Annotated in this window: 20 protein-coding genes and 1 CRISPR repeat array (1 of these 21 cut by a window edge); of the genes, 13 read left to right on the top strand and 7 right to left on the bottom strand. The window is 49.9% G+C overall.

Annotation, left to right across the window (positions count from 1 at the left end):
- Window positions 1–3,431: direct repeats of the CRISPR family, unit length 37 nt; unit sequence GTTTCAATCCCTGATAAGGATTTTGGTTGATTCAAAC (it extends 89 nt beyond the left edge of the window).
- A 1,162-nt stretch (window positions 3,432–4,593) separates the two neighbouring features.
- The 4 genes from ACM1PF_RS29080 (at window position 4,594) to ACM1PF_RS29065 (ending at window position 7,432) form a co-directional block, all read left to right on the top strand.
- Entirely contained in the window at window positions 4,594–4,818 is a 225-nt protein-coding gene (locus ACM1PF_RS29080) for a DUF2811 domain-containing protein (RefSeq protein WP_416669735.1), read from the top strand.
- 403 nt (window positions 4,819–5,221) lie between these two features.
- Window positions 5,222–5,815 (top strand): protoporphyrinogen oxidase HemJ, encoded by a 594-nt coding sequence (gene hemJ / locus ACM1PF_RS29075; RefSeq protein WP_416669733.1) that lies wholly within the window; start codon window positions 5,222–5,224, stop codon window positions 5,813–5,815.
- Window positions 5,816–6,127: 312 nt separating this feature from the next.
- Window positions 6,128–6,547, top strand: coding sequence for a BlaI/MecI/CopY family transcriptional regulator (locus ACM1PF_RS29070; RefSeq protein ID WP_416669731.1), 420 nt, complete (start codon window positions 6,128–6,130; stop codon window positions 6,545–6,547).
- The gene (locus tag ACM1PF_RS29065) at window positions 6,548–7,432 is read left to right on the top strand and encodes a M56 family metallopeptidase (RefSeq protein ID WP_416669729.1); all 885 of its coding nucleotides are present in this window, start codon (window positions 6,548–6,550) and stop codon (window positions 7,430–7,432) included.
- 118 nt (window positions 7,433–7,550) lie between these two features.
- On the opposite strand, the gene ACM1PF_RS29060 is transcribed toward ACM1PF_RS29065, so the two are convergent.
- Window positions 7,551–8,354: an SDR family NAD(P)-dependent oxidoreductase gene (locus ACM1PF_RS29060; RefSeq protein WP_416669728.1), complete on the bottom strand. Its 804-nt coding sequence runs from the start codon at window positions 8,352–8,354 to the stop codon at window positions 7,551–7,553.
- A 35-nt stretch (window positions 8,355–8,389) separates the two neighbouring features.
- On the opposite strand from ACM1PF_RS29060, the gene ACM1PF_RS29055 reads away from it, so the two are divergent.
- Window positions 8,390–8,623, top strand: a complete 234-nt coding sequence (locus tag ACM1PF_RS29055; RefSeq protein ID WP_416669727.1) for a Pepco domain-containing protein — start codon at window positions 8,390–8,392, stop codon at window positions 8,621–8,623.
- A 12-nt stretch (window positions 8,624–8,635) separates the two neighbouring features.
- Here ACM1PF_RS29055 and ACM1PF_RS29050 read toward each other — a convergent pair whose 3' ends face one another.
- Window positions 8,636–9,643: an Rpn family recombination-promoting nuclease/putative transposase gene (locus tag ACM1PF_RS29050; protein ID WP_416669726.1), complete on the bottom strand. Its 1,008-nt coding sequence runs from the start codon at window positions 9,641–9,643 to the stop codon at window positions 8,636–8,638.
- Between the two features lie 318 nt (window positions 9,644–9,961).
- Here ACM1PF_RS29050 and ACM1PF_RS29045 point away from each other — a divergent pair, with 318 nt between their 5' ends.
- From ACM1PF_RS29045 to purF, 3 genes are all read left to right on the top strand, one after another.
- Window positions 9,962–10,210, top strand: a complete 249-nt coding sequence (locus ACM1PF_RS29045) for a hypothetical protein (protein WP_416669724.1) — start codon at window positions 9,962–9,964, stop codon at window positions 10,208–10,210.
- 186 nt (window positions 10,211–10,396) lie between these two features.
- Window positions 10,397–12,796, top strand: a complete 2,400-nt coding sequence (purL, locus tag ACM1PF_RS29040; RefSeq protein ID WP_416669723.1) for a phosphoribosylformylglycinamidine synthase subunit PurL — start codon at window positions 10,397–10,399, stop codon at window positions 12,794–12,796.
- A 239-nt stretch (window positions 12,797–13,035) separates the two neighbouring features.
- A complete protein-coding gene (gene purF / locus ACM1PF_RS29035) occupies window positions 13,036–14,577 on the top strand; it encodes an amidophosphoribosyltransferase (RefSeq protein WP_416669721.1) in 1,542 nt (513 codons plus the stop codon).
- 16 nt (window positions 14,578–14,593) lie between these two features.
- Here purF and ACM1PF_RS29030 read toward each other — a convergent pair whose 3' ends face one another.
- Window positions 14,594–15,295 (bottom strand): Uma2 family endonuclease, encoded by a 702-nt coding sequence (locus tag ACM1PF_RS29030; RefSeq protein WP_416669720.1) that lies wholly within the window; start codon window positions 15,293–15,295, stop codon window positions 14,594–14,596.
- Between the two features lie 110 nt (window positions 15,296–15,405).
- Here ACM1PF_RS29030 and ACM1PF_RS29025 point away from each other — a divergent pair, with 110 nt between their 5' ends.
- Together ACM1PF_RS29025 and ACM1PF_RS29020 are read left to right on the top strand one after the other, a co-directional pair.
- Complete coding sequence (locus tag ACM1PF_RS29025; protein ID WP_416669718.1) at window positions 15,406–15,765, top strand: Lin0512 family protein; 360 nt, start codon at window positions 15,406–15,408, stop codon at window positions 15,763–15,765.
- A 227-nt stretch (window positions 15,766–15,992) separates the two neighbouring features.
- A complete protein-coding gene (locus ACM1PF_RS29020) occupies window positions 15,993–16,724 on the top strand; it encodes an LmeA family phospholipid-binding protein (protein WP_416669716.1) in 732 nt (243 codons plus the stop codon).
- Window positions 16,725–16,798: 74 nt separating this feature from the next.
- Here ACM1PF_RS29020 and ACM1PF_RS29015 read toward each other — a convergent pair whose 3' ends face one another.
- Window positions 16,799–17,146: a hypothetical protein gene (locus ACM1PF_RS29015; RefSeq protein WP_416669714.1), complete on the bottom strand. Its 348-nt coding sequence runs from the start codon at window positions 17,144–17,146 to the stop codon at window positions 16,799–16,801.
- A gap of 455 nt (window positions 17,147–17,601) precedes the next feature.
- Between ACM1PF_RS29015 and ACM1PF_RS29010 the strand changes: the two genes are divergently transcribed.
- Complete coding sequence (locus tag ACM1PF_RS29010; protein ID WP_416669712.1) at window positions 17,602–18,888, top strand: PrsW family intramembrane metalloprotease; 1,287 nt, start codon at window positions 17,602–17,604, stop codon at window positions 18,886–18,888.
- An 81-nt stretch (window positions 18,889–18,969) separates the two neighbouring features.
- Here the strand turns inward: ACM1PF_RS29010 and ispD are convergent, their stop codons facing one another.
- The 3 genes from ispD to ACM1PF_RS28995 all read right to left on the bottom strand — a co-directional run bounded on the left by ispD (window position 18,970) and on the right by ACM1PF_RS28995 (window position 22,009).
- Window positions 18,970–19,662: a 2-C-methyl-D-erythritol 4-phosphate cytidylyltransferase gene (gene ispD, locus ACM1PF_RS29005; protein WP_416669710.1), complete on the bottom strand. Its 693-nt coding sequence runs from the start codon at window positions 19,660–19,662 to the stop codon at window positions 18,970–18,972.
- A gap of 202 nt (window positions 19,663–19,864) precedes the next feature.
- Window positions 19,865–21,487, bottom strand: coding sequence for a citramalate synthase (cimA, locus tag ACM1PF_RS29000; RefSeq protein ID WP_416669708.1), 1,623 nt, complete (start codon window positions 21,485–21,487; stop codon window positions 19,865–19,867).
- Between the two features lie 396 nt (window positions 21,488–21,883).
- Window positions 21,884–22,009, bottom strand: a complete 126-nt coding sequence (locus tag ACM1PF_RS28995) for a hypothetical protein (protein WP_416669706.1) — start codon at window positions 22,007–22,009, stop codon at window positions 21,884–21,886.
- A 72-nt stretch (window positions 22,010–22,081) separates the two neighbouring features.
- On the opposite strand from ACM1PF_RS28995, the gene ACM1PF_RS28990 reads away from it, so the two are divergent.
- The gene (locus tag ACM1PF_RS28990) at window positions 22,082–22,612 is read left to right on the top strand and encodes a hypothetical protein (RefSeq protein ID WP_416669704.1); all 531 of its coding nucleotides are present in this window, start codon (window positions 22,082–22,084) and stop codon (window positions 22,610–22,612) included.
- Window positions 22,613–22,955: 343 nt separating this feature from the next.
- Complete coding sequence (locus tag ACM1PF_RS28985) at window positions 22,956–23,834, top strand: cell division protein FtsQ/DivIB (protein WP_416669702.1); 879 nt, start codon at window positions 22,956–22,958, stop codon at window positions 23,832–23,834.
- Window positions 23,835–24,037: the final 203 nt, after the last annotated feature.

Below are 24,037 nucleotides of genomic sequence, written 5' to 3'. Positions count from 1 at the left end.
GATTTTGGTTGATTCAAACTTTGCTTCATGCGGAGCATTCCGAGTAGCCACACATGTTTCAATCCCTGATAAGGATTTTGGTTGATTCAAACTGCAAGTAAAGCTTGTCCCCAATCTGTTGTAGGCTGTTTCAATCCCTGATAAGGATTTTGGTTGATTCAAACATGGCAGCGTTGCAGGCTTTCAGCGTGTTGTACGCATGGTTTCAATCCCTGATAAGGATTTTGGTTGATTCAAACCACAATGACTCACTCTGTTTCGATTCCAGGTCTTGTTTCAATCCCTGATATGGATTTTGGTTGATTCAAACCTGCTCAAGCCAATGAAAACGTTACCGCTCTTCAGGTTTCAATCCCTGATAAGGATTTTGGTTGATTCAAACGGCTGAAGAGGATTAGAGTAAGCAGGGGGAGCGAAGTTTCAATCCCTGATAAGGATTTTGGTTGATTCAAACAGTCGCTATAGGCACTGGAGAAATCGGACGGAGAGGTTTCAATCCCTGATAAGGATTTTGGTTGATTCAAACTAATCAATTGAGAAGAATCAGCAGAGACACAGGAGTTTCAATCCCTGATAAGGATTTTGGTTGATTCAAACCTTCTCCTGCTTACTCTAATCCTCTTCAGCCAATTTTTAGTTTCAATCCCTGATAAGGATTTTGGTTGATTCAAACTGGAAGTGTGATAGACTTCTTTCGATGCATCATTCCCGTTTCAATCCCTGATAAGGATTTTGGTTGATTCAAACGGAATGGCATTACTAATCCCACGCAACAATGCTTCGTTTCAATCCCTGATAAGGATTTTGGTTGATTCAAACAAGATAGGAGCTGGGCGAAGCTTTGAGGCGACAGGTTTCAATCCCTGATAAGGATTTTGGTTGATTCAAACATTTCTTTTGCGGTTTTTCTTCCTTTGGCTTGTAATGTTTCAATCCCTGATAAGGATTTTGGTTGATTCAAACCTCGTTATCTGCTCGATCGTGATCACCAGATTAATGTTTCAATCCCTGATAAGGATTTTGGTTGATTCAAACTAGCGTCACGATAGTGAGTATTGCTCGATCGGCTTCTGTTTCAATCCCTGATAAGGATTTTGGTTGATTCAAACGAGGCTGAATCAGTTGCGTTCCCCACATACAACTCGTTTCAATCCCTGATAAGGATTTTGGTTGATTCAAACGAGTGTCAGGAATCGGCGAAGGTGTGGAACCCGTAGGTTTCAATCCCTGATAAGGATTTTGGTTGATTCAAACCTTGCCCCCTGGCATCTTCACCGCTTCAATCTCGTTTCAATCCCTGATAAGGATTTTGGTTGATTCAAACCAGCCGTTGCCATTCGTTCAATGCCCATTGAGATGTTTCAATCCCTGATAAGGATTTTGGTTGATTCAAACCTATCCCAGAGATGATATGCACCGGAAAATGTTAAGTTTCAATCCCTGATAAGGATTTTGGTTGATTCAAACCCGAAGCTGTGCAGTTTCATGGAATACAAACGGCATGTTTCAATCCCTGATAAGGATTTTGGTTGATTCAAACGATAGATTTCCCACCCTTGGTAAGAGTACCCAGACGTTTCAATCCCTGATAAGGATTTTGGTTGATTCAAACATGCAGGTCGTCCGCACTGGAAATTGGATGATAGATGTTTCAATCCCTGATAAGGATTTTGGTTGATTCAAACATGCGGTTTACCAACGTCTGCGATCGATGCTCTCGTTTCAATCCCTGATAAGGATTTTGGTTGATTCAAACTGAAGACTTGGATGTTTTGATTGATTCCTGGATTGGTTTCAATCCCTGATAAGGATTTTGGTTGATTCAAACCAAATCAGTATTAGTAGGCTCACGCGGAGCGGGCTGTTTCAATCCCTGATAAGGATTTTGGTTGATTCAAACCAAGTTTCCAGGTCACACACGACCCGCACGATCTCGTTTCAATCCCTGATAAGGATTTTGGTTGATTCAAACTACCATCAGGGTTTGAGAGTTCAACGTATTCGGGGTGGTTTCAATCCCTGATAAGGATTTTGGTTGATTCAAACTGAGCGATCGGGTTTTAGGTTGGTTCGATAACGAAGTTTCAATCCCTGATAAGGATTTTGGTTGATTCAAACCAGTATCGGCAGTGGCGATCGAGCCTAATCCCAAATAAGGTTTCAATCCCTGATAAGGATTTTGGTTGATTCAAACGGATCTAGAAGACCAAAAGCAAGAATTGCTAAAACGTTTCAATCCCTGATAAGGATTTTGGTTGATTCAAACAGCGTAGAGCCTGGCTGAGGAATGGCCACGTTGTTGCGATGTTTCAATCCCTGATAAGGATTTTGGTTGATTCAAACGAGCGGTGCCAGATTGAGTATCGTAGACCGTATCTGTTTCAATCCCTGATAAGGATTTTGGTTGATTCAAACTCGAGGTGGAACGACCACCATAGGAGCCGTACTGTAGTTTCAATCCCTGATAAGGATTTTGGTTGATTCAAACCGATCGCTCCTAATGTTTGAGCATCCTTAAAGCTGTTTCAATCCCTGATAAGGATTTTGGTTGATTCAAACCATCCGATCGCCACTTTTTAGCGGTAGCGACAAAAGTTTCAATCCCTGATAAGGATTTTGGTTGATTCAAACTCAAGAAATCACCACGAACCCATGCCTGGCCACGAGTTTCAATCCCTGATAAGGATTTTGGTTGATTCAAACGTCAGTCCACAACAGAATTGGGAGATACTACCCGCCGTTTCAATCCCTGATAAGGATTTTGGTTGATTCAAACCTTAAGCTCGATCGCATCTTGCCCTGGAGTGACTGTTTCAATCCCTGATAAGGATTTTGGTTGATTCAAACGAAGCGAGAGGCGATGGGGCGAGAGACACGGTACAGTTTCAATCCCTGATAAGGATTTTGGTTGATTCAAACCGGTTTGAGTGGGTAACACCAGGAAACGATCTTTCGTTTCAATCCCTGATAAGGATTTTGGTTGATTCAAACGATCCAAAAACCGATCGCTACAAGTTAGGAAATCGAGTTTCAATCCCTGATAAGGATTTTGGTTGATTCAAACTCTCGCCCAGTCGATTCAGCATTTTGGCTGTTAAGTTTCAATCCCTGATAAGGATTTTGGTTGATTCAAACGGTAGAGATTGAACCTGAAATCAAACCTGCTCGAGTTTCAATCCCTGATAAGGATTTTGGTTGATTCAAACTTTGAGAGGTAACTATGCTTGTGTTTGGGTCTGTAGTTTCAATCCCTGATAAGGATTTTGGTTGATTCAAACTCTCCAACTTCCGCCTAAGTATGGTTGGCTGAATAACAAGCTGGTTTCAATCCCTGATAAGGATTTTGGTTGATTCAAACGAATAGGGATTTTAATACATTGCTCTTGAATCAGAGGTTTCAATCCCTGATAAGGATTTTGGTTGATTCAAACTGCGGGTAGCCCGATCGCCCACTGTATTTAGTTTTCGAGGTTCAGTTGCGCGAACTGCCCAAATACTAGCACCCCTCACCGCGATCGTCATCATTATTTTCCCCATCTGCGCCAGTCAATCGCACGAATCATAACCCATCTACACGATCGCGCGGATCGCAATGTTCTAACCAACCTGCCATTCCCTTTCCCCATCAGCCATTCAGCCCCCAAAGGCAGATTTTCCCTTCCCCATCTACCCACTCGTGCCCAAAACGCGATCGATTTCTGATGATCCTGCCGAACCAGAAACTGGATCCTGCCCCCCTTAGCCCTACGGTGTACACACAAGTCATCTGCTCTAGCCACGACTGGGTTTGATCCTCCCTAACCCTCCTTAAAAAGGAGGGAACCGGATTAGAAGTCCCCCTTTTTAAGGGGGATTTAGGGGGATCTATCAGGGTTTGAGCCTCTCAGCCAAGATCTGTGTACACGGTAACCCCTTAGCCAGCGATGCCAATCAGCGATCGCCAATCGACAGTCCCTTCTCAGAATCTATTTGATGAACTACTGCTAAACCAGTCTCGCTCAGCAAACCCACGCCATTCCCTGTCTTTCAATCCATAAAGGGGACTAGTACGCCCCAGAATTTTACAAATTTTAATAAAAAATTGGGTTCTCCACAACCTTTCCACAATTTTTCCACAGCCCCCCATCAGTTTTCCACAGGTATCCCTAAGGTTTTCCACAGGCTCAAACGCAAGGACGGGGCTTTATTCTATTTTTGGGGAATACTCCAAACCCGCCAACTTGCTGAGTTAGTGTTAAGGAATGTAACAAAAATAAACCTCAACAATTGATTTTTTCGTGAAGCGGTTCAAAATCCCAATGACGTGCCATAATTTCTCGGCATTGACAACCCCGCCTACCTATAGCCAAAATGATGCGACCCACTCATGAAGTGCGCCTTCATCAGAGCCATAAAAACCCCTTTCAAGCCATATCTGAGGCGATCGGGGCAGCATGGACTCGGTTGGCGTAGATTTGGGCTGAAATCGTAATCTTGCATTCTTCAGCTAGTCTTTTCTGGACTAAGCTAGGGCATCAAGATTGCACTACAGTCGCTCTGTAGAGGGGCTTCCAACAATCACCTGTGAAATACCGCATAGAGTAGAGGATTCCTATGAACGCAATGGTCAGCATCCTGGCAGAGATTCCCGAAGAACTGCACGAATCTTTGGTTGGATTCCTAGAAACCCATCCCGATTGGGATCACGATCGCCTCTTTAGTGCTGCCCTGTCATTGTTTCTCTTGCAGAACGGCAGCAGTAACACCCCAGATGCCTCTCGCAGCTATCGCCGGGCCGCCCGCGTTTATTTGGACACTTTGTTCAAACACGCCGTTTGATGATTTGGGAAACCGGAGGATCTCTGGATTGCCTGGTCTATAACCAGCGTGCTGCCCTCCGTATCACCATTCGTCATCCGACTCTGTTGAAGGCTTATGTTGGGCGCAGTTCAACCGTGATCTATTGATCTATTGTTATCTATCGTGATCGATTAAGAGTGGTTCGTTGTGAATCATCTCAGCCGTGATCAACTGAATGACCAACATGAGTGAATGATTAACAACGATCGCAGAGGTACGATCCACGAATGCGCCATGCCACTGCTTGCCAGTTCTCCATCCATTGCCCTTGACAAACCTTACCGATTATTAAGTTTTAACCTTCATTACTCTTAGCTACGTAATGGTTTATGACGAACAACGATTCGGTAAAATGAGGGCTGGACTGTAGAGGACGTAACCCATGACCTATCTCTGGTTCAAAGCATTTCACATTGTCGGTGTAGTGGTTTGGTTCGCTGGCTTGTTCTATCTAGTGCGCCTATTCGTTTACCACGTTGAGGCCAACGAACAACCCGAACCAGCCCGCACCATTCTTCAACAGCAGTATCAGATCATGGAGACACGGCTCTATAAGCTCATTACAACGCCTGGAATGGTGTTGACGGTGGCAATGGCAGTGGCAATGCTGATCATGGTTCCTGACACCCTTAAAAACCCCTGGCTACACGCCAAGCTTGGTTTTGTTGTCCTGCTGATCGGCTATCACCATTACTGCGCTCGTTTGATGAAGCAAATGGCAAAGGGCGAATTTAAGTGGAGCGGACAACAACTTCGCTGGTTAAATGAAGCACCCACCGTATTTCTGGTGGTGATCGTTTTATTAGCGGTCTTTAAGAACAATTTCCCCACTGCTCCGGCTGCCTGGGGAATTTTCGCCATGATTGTAGCGATGGGAGCCATCATCCAGCTTTATGCCCGCAAACGCAGACTGGACAAGGAAAAGCAAGCTGCCCTGAATACAGATACTGGCGAAATGAAAGCCGGATCCGCTTAATTGCAGCCCAGTTTAAGAATTTAGGGGTATGCGAATAACGTACCCGGAACGTACCTGGTAGGGGCCCACCGCTGTGGGCCCCTACAACAGATTTCTGGCAAACTTGGGATGCCATTTTATTGCAGATCTCTTACCTATTCCCATGTCGCAGGCATCTTACCCAAACCTCCGTCGTGCAGGCATCTTACCCAAACCTCCGTCGTGCAGGCATCTTGCCTGCCTTTTTTCTTAAACTCAGCACTTACCTGCCTACCAGGAAAATTCTCATTCTGCCTTACACTAAATTTGTAGTTCATTCATCCCACTTCTCGCATGGCTCCCCTGCCCGATCACACCCCCAAACAGTTATCCCTCGGCCCCCTGGAAACTGAGATCCTGGGCATTATTTGGGAACTTGGCTCTGCTACCGTCAAAGAAATCCACGATCGCATCCTGGCAGATCCCGATCGAGAATTAGCCTATGCTTCGGTGACAACAGTGCTGCGGCGATTAGAACAGAAAGGCTGGCTCACTTGCAGTAAAGACGATCGAGCGTTTCAATGGCGGCCTCTGGTTTCCTGCAAAGATGCCAAAATGCTCCACGCCCACGATCAACTCCGTCGTTTTCTGGCAGTAGGAAATCCTGACATTATTGCTGCCTTCGCCGATGACCTCGATCGCGCCAGTGTAGACAAACTCGATGCGATCGCCCAACGCCTCAAAGCAGCTCGTCAAGCCAGGGAGGAACAATAAATGCACATCACACTCATGCTGCTGGCGATCGGTATCGCCTGTACCCTCCGTATTATCCAAGCGACTCCCCCCTCCGTACGGCAGAAGCTCACGGCAGAAGCCCGACTTCCAGCTCTAGACTCCCTCCTGACTCCCTGGCAACGTCCCCTCACCGCCTTCCTGCTGCCACCACTCCTGCTGGTAACGACTGCAACTGCCGTTCTTTGCATGGGAACCCAGGGGCATATGCTGGGGCTACCCGTAGGATGGGTGGGGTATTCTCTGGCGATCGGATTTTTGGGTTTAGCTGGAGGACTGTTGCTGAAATCCTTGCTCCAGGGATGGCGATCGGTGCGGCAACTCCGGTCTTATCCTCAAATTGAGCTGAATGGATTAAAGGCTCGGCTATTGGACAGTCCCAGTTTGTTCGCAGCACAAGTAGGCTTCTGGCATCCAGAACTAGTCGTCAGCCAGGGACTATTAAATACTCTGTCCTCCGAGCAACTGATTGCCGTCCTTACCCACGAGCAAGCCCATCGTCACCACCGGGATACTTTCTGGTTTTTCTGGTTGGGTTGGTTGCGCCAAATTACTGCCTGGCTTCCCCGCACGGGCACCCTCTGGCAAGAACTTCTGCTATTGCGAGAACTCCGCGCCGATCGCTGGGCTGCTCAGGCGGTTGATCCCTTATTACTGGCAGAGTCTTTACTCCTGGTGGTGCAGCATCCCCTGGAAAATGCTGACTATTGCGCTGCTTTTGGTCATGCCACCTCGATCGATCGGCTGGAGGAAAGAGTGGATGCCCTGCTGGATGACGCTCCTTCACCCCAAATCAGCCAACCGTTGGTGTGGTTCGTGTTGCTATTGGGATTAACCCCCCTACTGACGATGCTGTTTCACACATAGGTTGGACTGAAATAAACACCCAATCTTCTCCTTGAGTGGCTGGCAGATCAAGCATTCTGTGGCAAAAGAGGTAGCAGGGAGTTTGGACAAAAGCAGCGTTATATCTGTCGCAGCCCCCTTATTGTTGTACAGTTGCTACCGAACCGCCATCCACCCGATAATTTGATCCAGTCACAAAACTCGCCTGTTCCGAACAAAGGAAAGCAATCACCGCAGCCACTTCCTGCGCCTTACCCCGTCGATTTAAGACCAGATGCGGCCGCTTCTCTTCCAGGAAGCTCTCGATCGCCTCGTCAAACTTAACGCCCAATTTCTGCGATCGTTGTTCCATCATCTTGTCCGTCATGGGAGTGGCGATGAACGCTGGCGAAACCGAATTGACCAAAATACCATCCTGGGCATAGGCTTTGGACAAGTTTTTTGCCAAATTAAGAATAGCCGCCTTAGCTGCGCAATAGGGCATCTCTTCCACATAGGGCTGTACTGCATCTTCCGACGCAATCAAAACCACCCGTCCCCAACCCGCCTGACGGATCATAGGAATAAACGCCCGACAGGTTCGCACTGCTGCCATGAAATCCACTTCCAGGGTTTCATACCAGTCCTCATCGGTCAGTTCCAAAAACTCTTTCTGCGCTCCCGTGATCCCCGCTGCATTCACCAGGATATGAACAGCACCGAACCGCTTCAGGATTTGCTGTTGGGCTTCTTCCACATCTGCTAAATTCGCCAGATCCGCCTGAACTGCGATCGCCTCACCGATCTTCTTAATCTCATCCACCGCCTGTTGCAGCTTCTCTGAGGTCTTGTCAATCAGAACAATCTTGACTCCCTCCGCAGCCAATAATTTGGCAGTGGCAAGACCAATCCCTGAATCCCCCCCAGTAATTACCGCAACCCGTCCTTGAATTCCAAAGTCCATAGCACCGTATACCTGAGTCAACTTTACAATTGTTAATGTTACTGACTATAGTATTGAGTCCTTGGGGGCTATCACTCTGCCGAAAGGATAGTTTACGGCTTCTCAAATTTTGTTTCTTAAAGCCAGGCGGTAACTTGTGGTTCTTTCTGGATGAAGTCGAACTTTCCGTCGAAATGAATGCTCAGGGACAGGTCAGTATCCTGGGTAATGGCGGTTCCCTCAGCAATCGCGGAGCCATCAAGCTGAAGTTCAAACGATCGCATCCATAAGCATTACTCTATCTATTCACTGGCGTGTTCATTCAACCATGTTTCTACATCCGCCAGAGTCGTAAAATCCAGTAACGCTTCACCGAATTCTTCCAACTGAGCAAACGACAACGCCTGAATCTGAGGCACGATCGCATCCGGTACAGGTTGATTCACCCGACGAGCCAGTAACCGCAGCACCAGATTGACCTCAGACTGTTTTGCCTCTTGTAGAGCTTCCTCTGCTTCTTGTCGCGCCTCTTGTAGAGCTTCCTCTGCTTCTTGTCGCGCCTCTTGTAGAGCTTCCTCTGCTTCTTGTCGCGCCTCTTGTAGAGCTTCCTCTGCTTCTTGTCGCGCTTTCTCTCTTAATGCCTGTAATTCCTGCCTGACTTCGTGCCGCGCCTCCTGGCGTGCTTCTTCTCTCAATTCTTGATAAACAACAGATTCCTGCATCAGTTCCCTCCGTAGCACTCGTCGAATGGTGTCTTGATTCAATATTAATCCAGCCATAATCCCTGTCGCCGCAGAAACATTACTTCGCTGGTTCCGATCGCCCATCGCTTCGATCGCTTCTGCCACTTGCTGGAGTACCTCCACGCGATCGTCTGTCTGGCTGAGAACGGCGTAGGGGAGGAGTCCGGGTCGCTGAAAGAAGACCTCAGTGGGTTGCTCCCAGAGTCGTACCACCTGAAATTCATGGCGCAGGTTGTTGGCCGTAAAGTTGGTCTGGGACACTAACTCAGACTCCGTTGCTCGCAGGTAAATCACCACTTGCACCATCTGCTTTTGGGGGAACCGGCGATAGACTCGCAGGGCATAGTCTGCCATCCGAAACGGCATGGTGGGATCAGGATTGGTTTGGAACTCGCAGTGGAGGACGATGTTATCCGATTGCAGCAGAATCAGAGCATCGGCACGAATCGGTTCGAGGGACAGTTCCGAGGGACTGAGTTCGCTCAGGGCGATCGGTTCTCCAATCAGCCAGGAGGCGAAGTCTTCGGGGAATTGCTCAATCAGGAATTTAGAGATGTTATCGAACATGAAGCTGAACGAAAATCGATCGCAATAGTAACAATTGTGACTTGATTTGCTCGATCGATTGATGCTAATCTCTTCAGCTATGGCTGTCTTTTGGGTTGCATAGACCTGGAGGGCAGTTGGACGACCTGGAGACGAATTCTCTAACGGAGGTCGAGCGTCCGCGGGCAAGCAAAACGCTCGATCTCCTGACCCAGACTACTCAAGCTAGTCCAGGCTAGGGTGAATGATAACACCTGATGCCTTCCGCTTGCCCTGTCTGAACGAGGGCTAGTCTCTAGGGTTTCTTCAAACCCTGGAACATAAGGAGATTCACAAACGATGTCCGCCAAATTTTTCGGTCAGCCTCCTGTGGGCGATCGGCTGATTTCCCCTGCCCGGCGATCGGTAAAACTTCTGATGATTGGTCAACCTAATGATGTAGAAATCACGATCGCCCGTCTGTATCAGTGTGATTTCTGTCGAGTGGAAGACTGGTCAAGACCTCTACCCTTCTCGCAAATCCAGCAGGCTACCAGCAAAGAACCCGGCGAAATCATGCGGATCTACGTGCGATCGATGACGCTTTAAGTCCGGATGGACAGCGGTTGGGGGCGCACAGCAGTTGGGGATGCACGGCGGTTGGGGGCGCACAGCAGTGCAGCCCCTACTTGTGGGGTGGGCATCTTGCCCGCCCAATCTACTACTTATCGCTCTCACTCCTCACCCACTCTCCTATCCCTTAAAATAAACGTTGTTGTATCACCCATCCAACCTATGTCTGCGCCCTTTTCGCCGGAAGAAATTGCCAGTGAAGGCTTGAAGCCTGAGGAGTATGAGGAAATCGTGCATCGTTTAGGACGGCATCCCAACCAGGCAGAACTGGGGATGTTTGGGGTGATGTGGTCGGAGCATTGCTGCTACAAGAACTCGCGCCCTTTGCTGAAGCAGTTTCCCACCACGGGCGATCGCATTCTGGTGGGGCCGGGTGAAAATGCAGGTGTGGTAGATATGGGCAATGGGCTGCGGTTGGCGTTCAAGATTGAGTCCCACAATCACCCCTCGGCAGTGGAACCGTTCCAGGGGGCAGCCACCGGAGTCGGCGGTATTCTGCGCGACATTTTTACGATGGGGGCAAGACCGATCGCCATTCTTAATTCGCTGCGGTTTGGCTCTCTGGAAGATGCCCGGACGCGGCGGTTGTTTGGGGGTGTGGTGGAGGGGATCTCTCACTATGGTAATTGCGTTGGAGTGCCGACCGTTGGGGGGGAAGTGTACTTTGATCCAGCCTATGGCGGAAATCCGTTGGTTAATGCAATGGCTTTGGGACTGATGGAAACCCCGGATATTGTGAAATCGGGGGCGGCAGGGATTGGTAATCCGGTGCTGTATGTGGGGTCTACCACCGGACGGGATGGCATGGGGGGAGCCAGCTTTGCCAGTGCCGAACTGACGGACGAATCGATGGACGATCGCCCTGCGGTGCAAGTCGGTGATCCATTCCTGGAAAAGTCTTTGATTGAAGCCTGTCTGGAAGCCTTTAAGACGGGAGCCGTTGTCGCGGCCCAGGACATGGGAGCCGCTGGAATCACCTGCTCGACTTCGGAAATGGCCGCGAAAGGGGGCGTTGGGATTGAACTGGATCTAGATAAAATTCCGGTACGAGAAACGGGCATGATTCCCTACGAGTATTTGCTGTCTGAATCCCAGGAGCGGATGCTGTTTGTGGCCCATAAAGGACGAGAGCAAGAACTGATCGACATTTTTGAACGGTGGGGACTTCATGCCGTTGTTGCCGGAACCGTGATCACAGAACCGATCGTCCGTATTCTATTTCAAGGGGAAATTGCTGCTGAAATTCCGGCGACTGCCCTGGCAGACAACACGCCAATTTACCACCGAGAACTGCCCAGCGAACCGCCTGCTTACGCGCAGAAAGCATGGCAATGGACAGAAGCAGAATTACCAAACTGCACTGAAACGGGAATTGAAATCGACGGTAAATCATACACCTGGAACGATATTTTACTCACGCTATTGGACACACCCACGATCGCCTCAAAACGTTGGGTTTATCGCCAGTATGATCATCAAGTGATGAACAATACCGTCCTGTTTCCGGGAGGGTCCGATGCAGCGATCGTGCGGTTACGTCCTCAAGTAGGAGAGAGAGGAGAGAGGAGAGAGGAGAGAGGAGCAGTAGAGCAATTAGATTGCCGGACAGGAGTGGCGGCGACGGTGGATTGCAATGCCCGATATGTGTATTTGCATCCCTATGAAGGGGCAAAAATGGCAGTGGCAGAGGCGGCGCGGAATTTGAGTTGTGTCGGAGCAGAACCACTCGCAGTCACAGACAATCTGAATTTTGGCAGTCCTGAAAAACCGATCGGCTATTGGCAACTGGCAGAAGCCTGCCGGGGATTAGCGGAAGCCTGCCAGGAATTTTCCACTCCGGTGACAGGAGGCAACGTGTCCCTCTACAACGAAACCCTGGATGCAGCGGGCAACCCCCAGGCAATTTATCCGACTCCAGTGGTCGGCATGGTCGGACTGGTTCCCGATATTCACCAAACCTGCGGACAAGGCTGGCAAACCGAAGGCGACCCGATTTACCTCCTCGGAACTCCTCTCACTCAGTCCTCAGTCCTCAGTAGGGGCGATTCGCGAATCGCCCCTACCCTCGGCGGTTCCGAATACCTGGCAACCCTCCACCATACCGTTGCCGGAATGCCCCCGATCGTCGATTTTGATCTGGAAAGAAAGGTGCAGTCTGCCTGTCGTGAAGGAATTCGGCAGGGTTGGGTTAAGTCTGCCCATGATTGTGCAGAGGGCGGATTGGCGGTTGCACTGGCGGAGTGTTGTATTAGTGGCGATCGAGGGGCGGAGGTTCGGGTGGAGATAGGAAGCCGGGAGTCGATTTCATTCCGCTGGGATTCGCTGCTGTTTGCGGAAGGTGGGGCGCGGATTTTGGTGTCGGTGGCACCCGATCGCACAGAAGCCTGGGAAGCTTACCTGACTGAACAGTTGGGAGAACACTGGCAAAAGTTAGGAGTGGTGACGGAAACGGGAGGAAGCTTGCGGGTTTCTACGACTAGTAACCTGGAGTTAATCAACGTTACGATCGAGACAATGACCGATCGCTGGTCGAATGCCATTGAACGTCGGTTAAATCTTTAGATTTTGGATTTTGGATTTGAGATTTTGGATTTTGTGACAGTTTTCTAGTCGATCGCCTACAGTTCACGCTACTGTTAGGGAGTGGAATCTTAAAGAAACGTTAATCTATCTCAGTTATCGCTCTGTTTCGATTTCCTTATCCCTGAAACCGCCCCCATTACTCCATTAGCAATTACTGATTACCCATTAGCCTCTCACACACTCACGCCGATCCTTTACCCGACGAAAATAACGCTCTCATGATGCCGAATTCTGACTCTCATCTGCCTGTCGATCGCACCCTACTTCTAGATTCAGAGCAACCTGATCTATCTCGACCGGACAAACCGGAAGAAGCTTGCGGCGTGTTTGGGGTTTATGCCCCAGGCGAAGATGTGGCAAAGTTGACCTACTTTGGTTTGTTCGCACTCCAGCACCGAGGGCAAGAATCGGCTGGGATTGCTTCGTTTGATGTGGATCAGGTGCATTTGCACAAAGACATGGGCTTAGTGTCTCAGGTTTTTAATGAGCACATTTTGCAGGATATGCCCGGATACCTGGCCGTCGGTCACACTCGTTATTCCACCACTGGATCAAGCCGGGTCGTGAATGCTCAACCGGCCGTACTGGAGACTCGCCTGGGTACACTGGCTCTGAACCACAATGGGAATCTGGTCAACACACCAGAATTGCGGGAAGAGTTGCTTCGATCGGATGTTCAGCTCGTTACGACCACTGACTCAGAAATGATTGCCCATGCGATCGCTGAAGAAGTCAACAGTGGTAAGGGCTGGCTGGAAGGAGCAATTAGCGCGCTGCATCGCTGTCAGGGAGCCTTTAGCCTGGTGATTGGCACTCCGATCGGCATAATGGGCATTCGTGATCCCAATGGCATTCGTCCGTTGGTGATTGGGATGCTTCCCGGTCATACCCCCACTGCCCCCCCCCGCTATGTGCTGTCTTCCGAAACCTGCGGTCTGGATATCATCGGGGCAGAATATTTGCGGGATGTGGAGCATGGGGAACTAGTATGGATCACTGAAGAGGGGCTATCCTCCTTCCACTGGGCACCCCAAACCAAGCGGAAGCTCTGCATTTTTGAAATGATTTACTTTGCCCGTCCCGACAGCGTCATGAATGAGGAAAGCCTCTATAGCTATCGGCTGCGCCTGGGTCGGCAATTGGCGATCGAATCTCCGGCAGATGTGGATCTGGTGATGGGTGTCCCAGATTCGGGCATTCCAGCGGCGATCGGCTTTTCCCAGGAGTCGGAATTGTCCTATGCGGAAGGACTGATTAAAAACCGCTATGTGGGGCGTACCTTTATTCAACCGACTCAAAGCATGCGGGAATCGGGGATTCGGATGAAGCTGAACCCCTTAAAGGATGTGCTGGCCGGCAAGCGGATTCTGATTGTGGATGACTCGATCGTCCGGGGCACCACCAGCCGCAAGATTGTCAAGGCACTCCGCGATGCGGGGGCAGTGGAAGTGCATATGCGAATTTCATCCCCACCCGTCACCCATCCCTGTTTCTACGGCATTGATACCGATTCCCAGGATCAGTTGATCGGAGCGACTAAATCGGTAGAAGAAATTGCGGAGCAGATTGGCGTAGACTCTCTGGCTTATTTGAGCTGGGAAGGAATGCTCAAAGCCACCGAAACGGACACTGAAAGCTTTTGCTCTGCCTGCTTCACGGGGGATTATCCCATCGCTGTTCCTGATCGGGTGAAGCGATCGAAGCTGATGCTGGAAAAACCCCCTGCCAAAGCTCCCGCCCCAGCCGTCCTCAAGAGTTAGGTGGATTAGAGTTTGGTCACTCTGGACGTTCAGTTGGTAGATTATCGGGATCAACCCCAATCGATCGCAGATAATTTGCCAACTGTTCGGCTTTTTGTCGCTCTTGCTCAGCTCGCTGGCGTTCCTGCGTCATCTGCCGCTCCCGTTCAATGGTCGTCAAAAACCGTTGACCATCCGGACGATACAGCACCAACTCTCTCTGGCTGGTTGTGTCAAACCGGATTCCTAAACGCGGACTGACCCAATCGTTCATTTGCCAGAGTTTGTTGAGGTGTTCTCCCTGCCGCAGCCAGCCTTCTAGCCGGAAGGTTTCCGGATCGTACAGGTAATACTCTTCAACCCCGTAGGTTTCATAGAATTCCAGCTTGAGATCCATCTTTGCTTTGGTATTGCTGGGCGAAAGAATTTCAAACACGACCTGTGGGGCAATGTCGTCTTCCTGCCACTGCTTGTAGGAACCCCGCCTGCCCTTCGGTCTTCCAAACGACACCATAACATCTGGAGCAGTGGGAGACACGAGCTGCGAGGGAACCGGATACCACAGCAGATCCCCTGCCACAAATACATTCGGATCATCGGCAAACAGCACTTCCAGATTTTCTTTGATTAAAACAATCCACTGAAACTGCTCCGTATTATCTGCCATCGGTTGACCATCACTGTCGGGAAAGCGACGATCGACCTCCAAGCCTGAATCGATCGGTGGATAGCTCGTCATTGCTTACAAGCCTCTTGACTGTACCCTTCATTCTATCCGTTGCTCCCATCCCAACCGTTGCCCGATTCGCCACCGTTCCTCATAATTGTTGAACTATCCTATCTATTGCTATGACCCGTAAACGCTTTGTCATTGAAATGGGCATGGGAATTGACCAGCATGGACAAGACCCCACCGTTGCGGCTGCCCGCGCCGTCCGAAATGCGATCGCCCATAATGCCCTACCTGGAATTTGGGAAGTCGCTGGACTGAACCATCCCGACGAAATGATTGTCGAAGTTCAGGTTGCCGTACCCTATGCCGATCAAGTCCGACAGGATGAAGTGCTAGCCGTCCTCCCCTTCGGGCAAAAATTCCTCACCCTGGAAGCAGGCGGCATGGTGGTGCAGGGACGGGCGATCGAATCTCTGGATGATAAGAATGATGAGATGTTGATTGCGGTGGCGGCGGTGACGGTTTGGGTGGAGTAGGGGCGGTTTGCAAACCGCCCGTACAGAGAGTTAAATCGCTCATACGAGTGAGGAGTGAGGAGCGAGGAGTGAGGAGTCGGGAAGCGGAGTCGGGAAGCAGAAATACTTTAACGTACAACTCTTGTGGGGTGGGCAGCGTTTCGACTGAGCTCAAGCCGAAGTCTTGCCCGCCCAGTCAACCCAGGAGTTTCGATCGACTCAATGCTTTAAAGAGTGAGGAGTGAAACGTGAGCCGATTAATTAGTAAAGTGCTTTCGCCAGCCGTGAAGCTGTGGCTCCGATCGCAGGTCAATTCCGTTGAAACCCTACAGTTTCAGATTGAAGGGGGCGATCGCCAACTCATGTCAGGCAATATTCCCAAAGTGACGATCGCAGCGCAGCAAGTGATCTATCAGGGAATTGCCCTCAGCTATATTCATCTGGTGGGTGAAACCATTCGGGTGAACTTGAAAGAGGTGGTGCGGGGAAAACCGTTGCGCTTGCTGGAACCGATTCCCGTACAGATAGAGACGATCGTTCATCAAGCCGATCTGAATGCTTCCATGAATTCCCCTTTGCTGGCAGAGGCTTTGAGTGAATTAGTCATGCTGTTGCTGCAATCGGGGCTGACGGCTGATTTGCCGGTTGAACTACAATCTGGACTGCAACCACCGATCGCCGTTCAATCGCCCGCTGTGAAAATTGGTGAAAACTATTTGACTTTAAGCGCAAATTTGCGATCGACATCAACTCAACAAATTACCCTCTTCATCCTCCGCACTCAGCTCCAGATTGCCGAAGGACAGAAGATCCGCTTTTTGCAGCCGGAATGGTTGACGCACCCTGACGCAGAAACAGGGCAACCCCTACCGCACCTGGAAACCTTTGAGATTGATCTTGGTGCAGAAGTTTTCCTTCAGCAACTCACCCTCAACCACGAGGAACTGATCTGTCAGGGACAAATTCAGGTAATGCCGTGATGGGAATCGGGAGCTGATAGGCAGCCAACCCCCGTAGCGCAGGCATCTTGCCTGCATCAGGAAGGGACAGAGACTCAACTTTCTGGTTTCAGCAAAGTTTCAAACTCAATTTTGAGTGAGTCGAGGTCAGCAACTCTAGCGACGAGCAAGTTGTCTGATCTAGCGTCTTCTAAACGTTTTTTCCAGTGAGAAACCTTCTCATTATTGTTAAGCCAAAAGTTGATGACCGTATCCACAACCCGATCGAGATTCCAGTGATTTCGCAAGGGCATCTCTTCAACCGACTCAATTAATGCATCGAGGGTACAACGGTAGGTTCCTAAATATTCTGCACCCGTATGTTGTCGCCGTTGCACAGCCTGTTGATGCTTAAAAAACGATAAAACAGGAGATACGCCAACGAGTTCAAACGAGTATTCCATAAGTGATCTCTATTCTGTTTTTTAAGCTACAAAACGCCAATTAATTGGCAATTTAATGAAACGATCGATTGAAAATGTTTGAAAAATACTAACAAAAGTCAGGTCGTATGACGATGTATTTAAACATATTTTCCCATCTTGCTAGGGTTGCCGAATCTGACTCAGGGTATAAAGCCAGGGGCGAAGAAAAGTGACGGCAGAGGTCAGACAATCAAAAGAGGCCAGTCAGGGGAAAGATTGTGTTTGAACGATCGCTCTTGGTAAACTCTCATTGAGTCTGAGGCAAAGATCCCCAGGTGGGATCGTGGCTGGCTCACCCATTCAGTCCAGTTACCCCAGTCTGGTTAATCCATCTGGTTAACGCCAATGTTCAATGCACTCACGGGATACTCGATGCGAGCAACCAGTGGGATATTCTGAGTACACCTTCAATCTGGTGCAGTGAAGCATCGGTTATGCTCCAATCCGATTTGCTAAATCTAGCTCGACAAGGCGATCCAGAGGCGATCGCCCTTTTGTTGAATCGCAAGCTCCAACCGCGAAGGGTGACGGTTCGGGTTGTACGCGAGGATCGGTGTCTCAAAATTTTACTCACGTCCGATCGTCCTTTAGAAAAACAAGCGTTTGTTCGCTTCCTGCAGCAGCAAATTAGTGGACTGGAGATTCGTTCCCTGGATTGTGTCAAAGTTTACGGACAGCAGCAGACCGAAACCAGACCTGCCTGGGTTCAGGAATTATCCCTCCCTGCCCCTCCCCCTTCCTTCCTGCCCTATCGACCCCCCTACCCCAGCCGACAGCCCTCCAAAGCGATCGTCAAATCCTCTGGGGCGATCGTGAAGTACAGTCAACCCAATCCCCAAAACTTCTGGCAGTCCCTCTGCAGCTTTCGCTTCAGTACTATCCTTCCCTACCAGGATGTCTTCAGCACTGAGCTTTACCGCAGTACCACCGTTCGCCTGCTGCTGTTTTTAGGGGTCTTTCCCCTCCTGGTTAACCTCTTTGCAGAACAGGCAACCCTGGCTCAGACGGCCTGGCTGCTGGGGATTTACTATGCATCGATTTGGGGTGTGGTGCTCTATCATCTGATTCGCCCACCGGAATTTTCCTGGGGAAACACCCTGAAATGTATGCTATTTACGACATTCATTGGGATTCCTACCCTGCTGTTGTTGCAGCGATTTCCGCCCTTTAGCAATTTGTATCAAGCCGTCGGTGGAGGCTTACTGGCTCGGATGGTTGGCTTCACGCTGGGGGTGGGCGTACTGGAGGAAATCTGCAAGGCGTTACCAGTCTACCTGCTGCTTTTGCGTCCTCGAAAACTTACTGATCCCCAGACTTCTGCTTTCTATGGAGCCATGTCGGGTCTAGGGTTTGCGATCGCCGAAGGAGCCGCCTATTCGTTGCGCTATGCCTTTGGATTATCACGAGGAGAAATTGGCTTGGGATCCTATGTGGCTGCCAATACGATGCGGTTCGTTTCCCTGCCCCTGTTTCACGCCATCTTAGCCGGCATTGTCGGTTACTTCATTGGTTTGGCTGCAATCAACCCGTCCCGTCAGGGCGCAATCCTGTTTATTGGTGTCACGATCGCAGCGATTCTCCACGGGTTGTACAATACCTTTTCAGCCAGCGTGCTGGGGCCATTCATTATTGGCTTTTCGATCGTGCTGTTTGTCAGTTACCTGCGCCGCAGCCAGCAGATGCAGGAGGCAATGGAACAGGCAGAATGGCGTGGGAAATAGCTTCTGAAATTCTTGTGGGGTGGGCATCTTGCCCGCCCAGTCAACAAGGCAGAATGATTACAGGTTATTTGATCCACGATCCTAAGCTTCAGTTCCCCTTTGCCGCAGGATAAATTCTGCGATCGTCAAATCAATTGGCGTTGTCACCTTCAAGTTGGTTTCTTCCCCAGGGACAATTTTGACTGGAAGCCCACACTGTTCAAACAAAGCTGCATCGTCCGTAACTTCCCAACCCTGGCGCAGTCCTTCATCATGGCATTGCCGCAGTTTCTCCACCGAAAATCCTTGGGGTGTTTGGGCCGCCCATAGCTTACTGCGATCGGGGGTGCTGGCGACCACCTGACTGTCAGAATGGACGACCTTGATCGTGTCTTTAACGGGAACAGCCGCAATCAACCCATCGCAGGTTTCCAGTTCCGTAGTACAGCGATCGAACAAATCCGGCGTAATCAAACACCTGGCTCCATCATGAATCAGCACCTGTTCAGCAATAGCAGGCAATCCCTTTAGCCCTTGATAGACCGATTCCTGGCGCGTTGCTCCTCCTGGAATAAAATGCACCAGCTTGGTCAGCCCCAGATCAGCCACAATTTCCTTAAAGTCTGGCCAGTCTGCTGGTTGACCAATAATGCCAATCCAGTGGATCGACTCAGACTGTTTCGCCGCCATCAACGTCCAGGCAAGGAGCGGTTGCTCCAGCAACGGTAGCAGTAATTTATTTCGACTGGCCCCCATACGCCGCCCTGATCCAGCGGCCGGAATTAACAGATACACGCCCCTTCCTCACCTCCAACAGTCCATTACCCCGCAGAAACCCGCCCAAAGTCCTACAGACCTCGCCCACACTCAGCCCTACAGGAATCGCCTAGACCCCAAATAGTGTCCAGACCTCAACCCGTAGCCCTCAAAACCCTCATGGACTGGTGGGCACTGCCCACCCTACTTCTACTCAGTCCTCAGTCCTCAGTCCTCAGTCCTAAGTCAAAACCGTCTGCGCCTGACTCTGGAGCATCAAACCATACTCCAACCCTTCCACGACCGCCTGATAGGAAGCCTCAATAATGTTCTCAGACACTCCTACCGTTGTCCAGCGTTGATGACCGTTACTGGATTCCACCAGCACCCGTGTCTTTGCAGAGGTTCCGGCCCGCCCGTCCAAAATCCGTACTTTATAGTCCGTCAAATGCAGTGCAGCAATTTCGGGATAGAAGTTCATCAAGCCTTTGCGCAAGGCTGCATCCAGGGCTGAAACAGGGCCATTGCCCTCCGCCGCCTCCAGAATATCCCGGCCATTGACGGTAACTTTAATCGTAGCCAGGGATTGACTATTCCAGATATCTACATCACTGCGGATTAAGTCGCAATGGATATGAAAATCTTTGATGGTGAAGAATTCAGGTCGCTGTCCCAATGCCTTTCGCATCAACAGTTCAAAACTAGCCTCCGCCGCTTCAAACTGATAGCCCTGATTTTCCAGCGTTTTCAGGTGTTGCAGAATTTGCCGACAGGTTGGGTCTTGTTTATCTAGATCAATGCCAAAACTGCGGGCCTTTGCCAGGACATTACTTAATCCAGACTGATCGGAAATCACAATCCGTCGTCGATTACCCACCTGAGTTGGCTGAACATGCTCATAGGTCAGCGGATTGCGCTCCACTGCGCTGACGTGGATCCCCCCCTTATGGGCAAAGGCAGAAAGTCCGACGTAGGGGGCATGATCATCGGGAGCCAGATTCACCACTTCGCTGATCAGACGGCTGATTTCGCTGAGTTGAGCCAGTTGACGGGGCTGAACGCACTCGTAGCCCAATTTAAGCTGCAAGTTGGGCATTAAGGTACAGAGATTCGCATTACCACAGCGTTCCCCATAGCCGTTGATAGTTCCCTGCACCATTCTGGCTCCTTCGATCACCGCAGCCAGGGCGTTGGCCACGGCTGTCCCAGAATCATTGTGGGTGTGAATGCCAATTTTGGGAGCCGCAGGGGTGAGGTTATTGACGAATTGATTCACTTCCCGGACGATCGCCCCAACTTCATGGGGTAGGGTTCCACCGTTGGTATCACACAGGACTAACCATTCTGCTCCACCGACGATCGCTGCTTCCAGGGTCTTTAGGGCATACTCTGGGTTCTGCTTATACCCGTCGAACCAGTGTTCCGCATCGTAGATCACCTGACGACCCTGACTGCGGAAAAATTCGATCGTGTCCTGGATCATCGCCAGGTTTTCCTCCAGGGTGGTCTGCAAGCCCTCCGTCACCTGCAAATCCCAGGACTTGCCGAACAGGGTGATCCACTGGGTTCCAGCTGCCAACACCGCTTGCAGCATTGAATCATCCGCCGCTGATTTTCCAGGACGGCGAGTTGAGCAAAAGGCCACCACTTCCGCCTGGGTCAAAGGTTCTTCTTTAATCTGCCAGAAAAACTGGACATCCTTGGGGTTTGCCCCTGGCCATCCACCCTCAATGAAGGGAATTCCCAGACGATCTAGCTCACGCGCAATTCGCAATTTATCCTCCAGGGAAAGGGATAAACCTTCCCGTTGCGCCCCATCTCGTAGCGTTGTGTCGTAGATCCAAATCGTCTGTTGAGTAGCCATCAATCTATTTAGAGGGTTATGGAAAACGAATGAAAAACTGAAATTACACAGGAGAACCGCAAAAATTCAGTTCAACTCTGAACTCAACCAAGATATCGCCAATGGCAGCCAATCAACAATACGGCAATCTCCGAGCTGGACAATCTCCGAGCTGGACAATCCCGAAGCTGCACATATTCAGTAGATCACTTTCTATAGATCACTAGATCACTGCGGCTTGAATATGCCTACCATCTGTAGGGCAGGCTTCTAGCCTGCGCGGGCAGGATACCCGCTCTACGGTAGCTAACCTCACGCCAAGGTCTACTAGATCACTAAAGATCTTCAGTAGATCACCAAAGATTAAATATTGACCAATATGGACTGACAAATTAACTAAATAGTCTTCCCATTCTCTCATGCCCGATCGCGGTTTTGCTGTTCGTCACCGAGAGTATCGTTGCGTTGGAGAAATTCTGGGGATGGCTTGGCATTATAATCATGGGCAATTTGCTGGGAAGGGCTAGTGATGCTCCGATGCATGGATTAGAATAACAAGCACTTTCAGGACTCATCCTCAGGAACTCGATCGAACTCCCGTAACCTTAACGACCTATGTTGACTCAAGATCATTTTTCATCGCTAACACCTGTGTCCCGCAATCTGCCAGCGATCGCTGGGGCGGTTACCTCTCGCCTGATTCAACCTCCTTCTCTCAATCTCCCTTCCCTCACCCGCTCTGCCCAACCCCTGCGAGCGATCGGGCGAACCTTAGGAACGGCTCGGCTCCTGGGACTATTTCCTGGCAGACGCACTGTCCGGGCCAACGTCGGACGGCAGAACGCCAACTTTTTTCGGTTTACGCTGAATGAACTCAGCAATCTCCGCTTAACCTTTAGAAACCGCTCTCAAGCCAGCATCGTTGGCTCCCTTTTGAACGAACAAGGACAATTGGTGTCTCTGGGCAGAAATCGCCTGTCGGAACGGGTGCGATCGGGGGAAACGCTGAAACGGGCCTATCAAGGCTTACCCTCTGGAACTTACTATTTACGGCTCAACAGTCGGGCGCAGGGCAGAAACGCCTACCAGTTAACCCTGGCAGTTGCCAATACAAGACCAAATTTGCCCTGTGGTTGCGGCGGATAATCCTGATTCTCCGATTCATCCCTGATAAGAGGGTTATGCAAGGAAAAGGAGATATTCAGGGATTCACTCAAAGATTTAGATTTCAGAATCATGCTCAAACTGACCCACGGCGCGAGCAATTGTAAGCTGTTCTTCAGCGGTAGATTAAAGATCTAATAAGATTTGCTGCGGCTTCAACTATATCCAGGTGATCTGGAGCTTCAAATTTTGTAACGCGAATGTCGCAATTTGGGGGAAATCGAGCAGTGTAGAATAAGCTGCCTTATTGTGATACACTCCTGTTTCCTTTGCTGTTTCTAGTTTGCTGTTCTTAGGGCTTTTGCCACCCCCCCTTGCCGGAGCTATGGCAGAAATTTCGTCTACTTCTCAATCCGAACTCGCTAGTCGGCGGCAACAACTCCGGCGACAGCGGCGCGTGCGGACACTGCAATCAACCTGGCAAATGGTTGCGATGGCTGGGATCACGGGCGGACTGATTTGGGGCTTATCTCAGTTGGACTGGATGCTGCGCGGCCCTCAGCAGGTGGCGATCGAGGGAAATCAGGTTCTCTCCTCAGAAAACATTCGCTCCATTCTGCCGATCGACTACCCCCAATCCATTCTGCTGGTTCAGCCTCAGAAAATTGCCCATCACCTGGAAACAGAAGCACCTATCGCCACTGCGACTGTCGTTCGCCACCTCTTTCCGCCTGGGCTAACGGTACGAATTCAAGAACGCTATCCGGTTGCAGTGGCCTACTTTGCCAGTCCGATCGCCACAATGCCCGCTCCATCGAATCAAACTTCCCCAGCCCAGCAGGGTCAACCGTCCCAACAGCAAGCGGTTCTGCTAGACGAAGAGGGAGCCGTGATCCCCTTCGAGGTTTATGTCTCGCTCAATTCCTCTCAGGGATTACCCGATTTGAAAATTATTGGAATGCGGGAAGAATATCGATCGCAATGGGCAAATCTCTATCAACAGGTGAGCCGCAGTCCCGTTAAAATCACGGAAATTGATTGGCGTAATCCAAGCAATCTGGTTTTACACACGGAACTGGGTATGGTCGATTTTGGAGCGTATAGTTCTCGGCTGGCTGAACAGTTGCAAGTTCTTGATCAGATGAGGCAGTTACCCGAACAGGTTGACCTCGATCAAGTGGCTTACATTGATTTAAGAAATCCTAAACATCCATTAATTGAAATGACTGATATAGAGGGAATACGTCCTGCGGTTGATGAATAACCCAAAGTCACTGCTCTAACTTTGTAGACTACCCAATTTGCGAAATGATTACTCTAACTCTAACTCTAACGATAAGTAAGGCTTGGAATGCAATGTCCCAATTCCTAACCTTTATTTTTTATAAAAGTTTGCTGCGATCGAATTATTTTCGTTGAAATTGAACCATTAAGCAGCGTGCAACATCTGTTTGGTTTTTCAGGCAA

This window comes from Egbenema bharatensis FJBBOT/2019, assembly GCF_048077055.1.
GTDB lineage: Bacteria > Cyanobacteriota > Cyanobacteriia > Elainellales > Elainellaceae > Egbenema > Egbenema bharatensis.
This window is presented reverse-complemented; position numbering and strand designations above follow the sequence as displayed.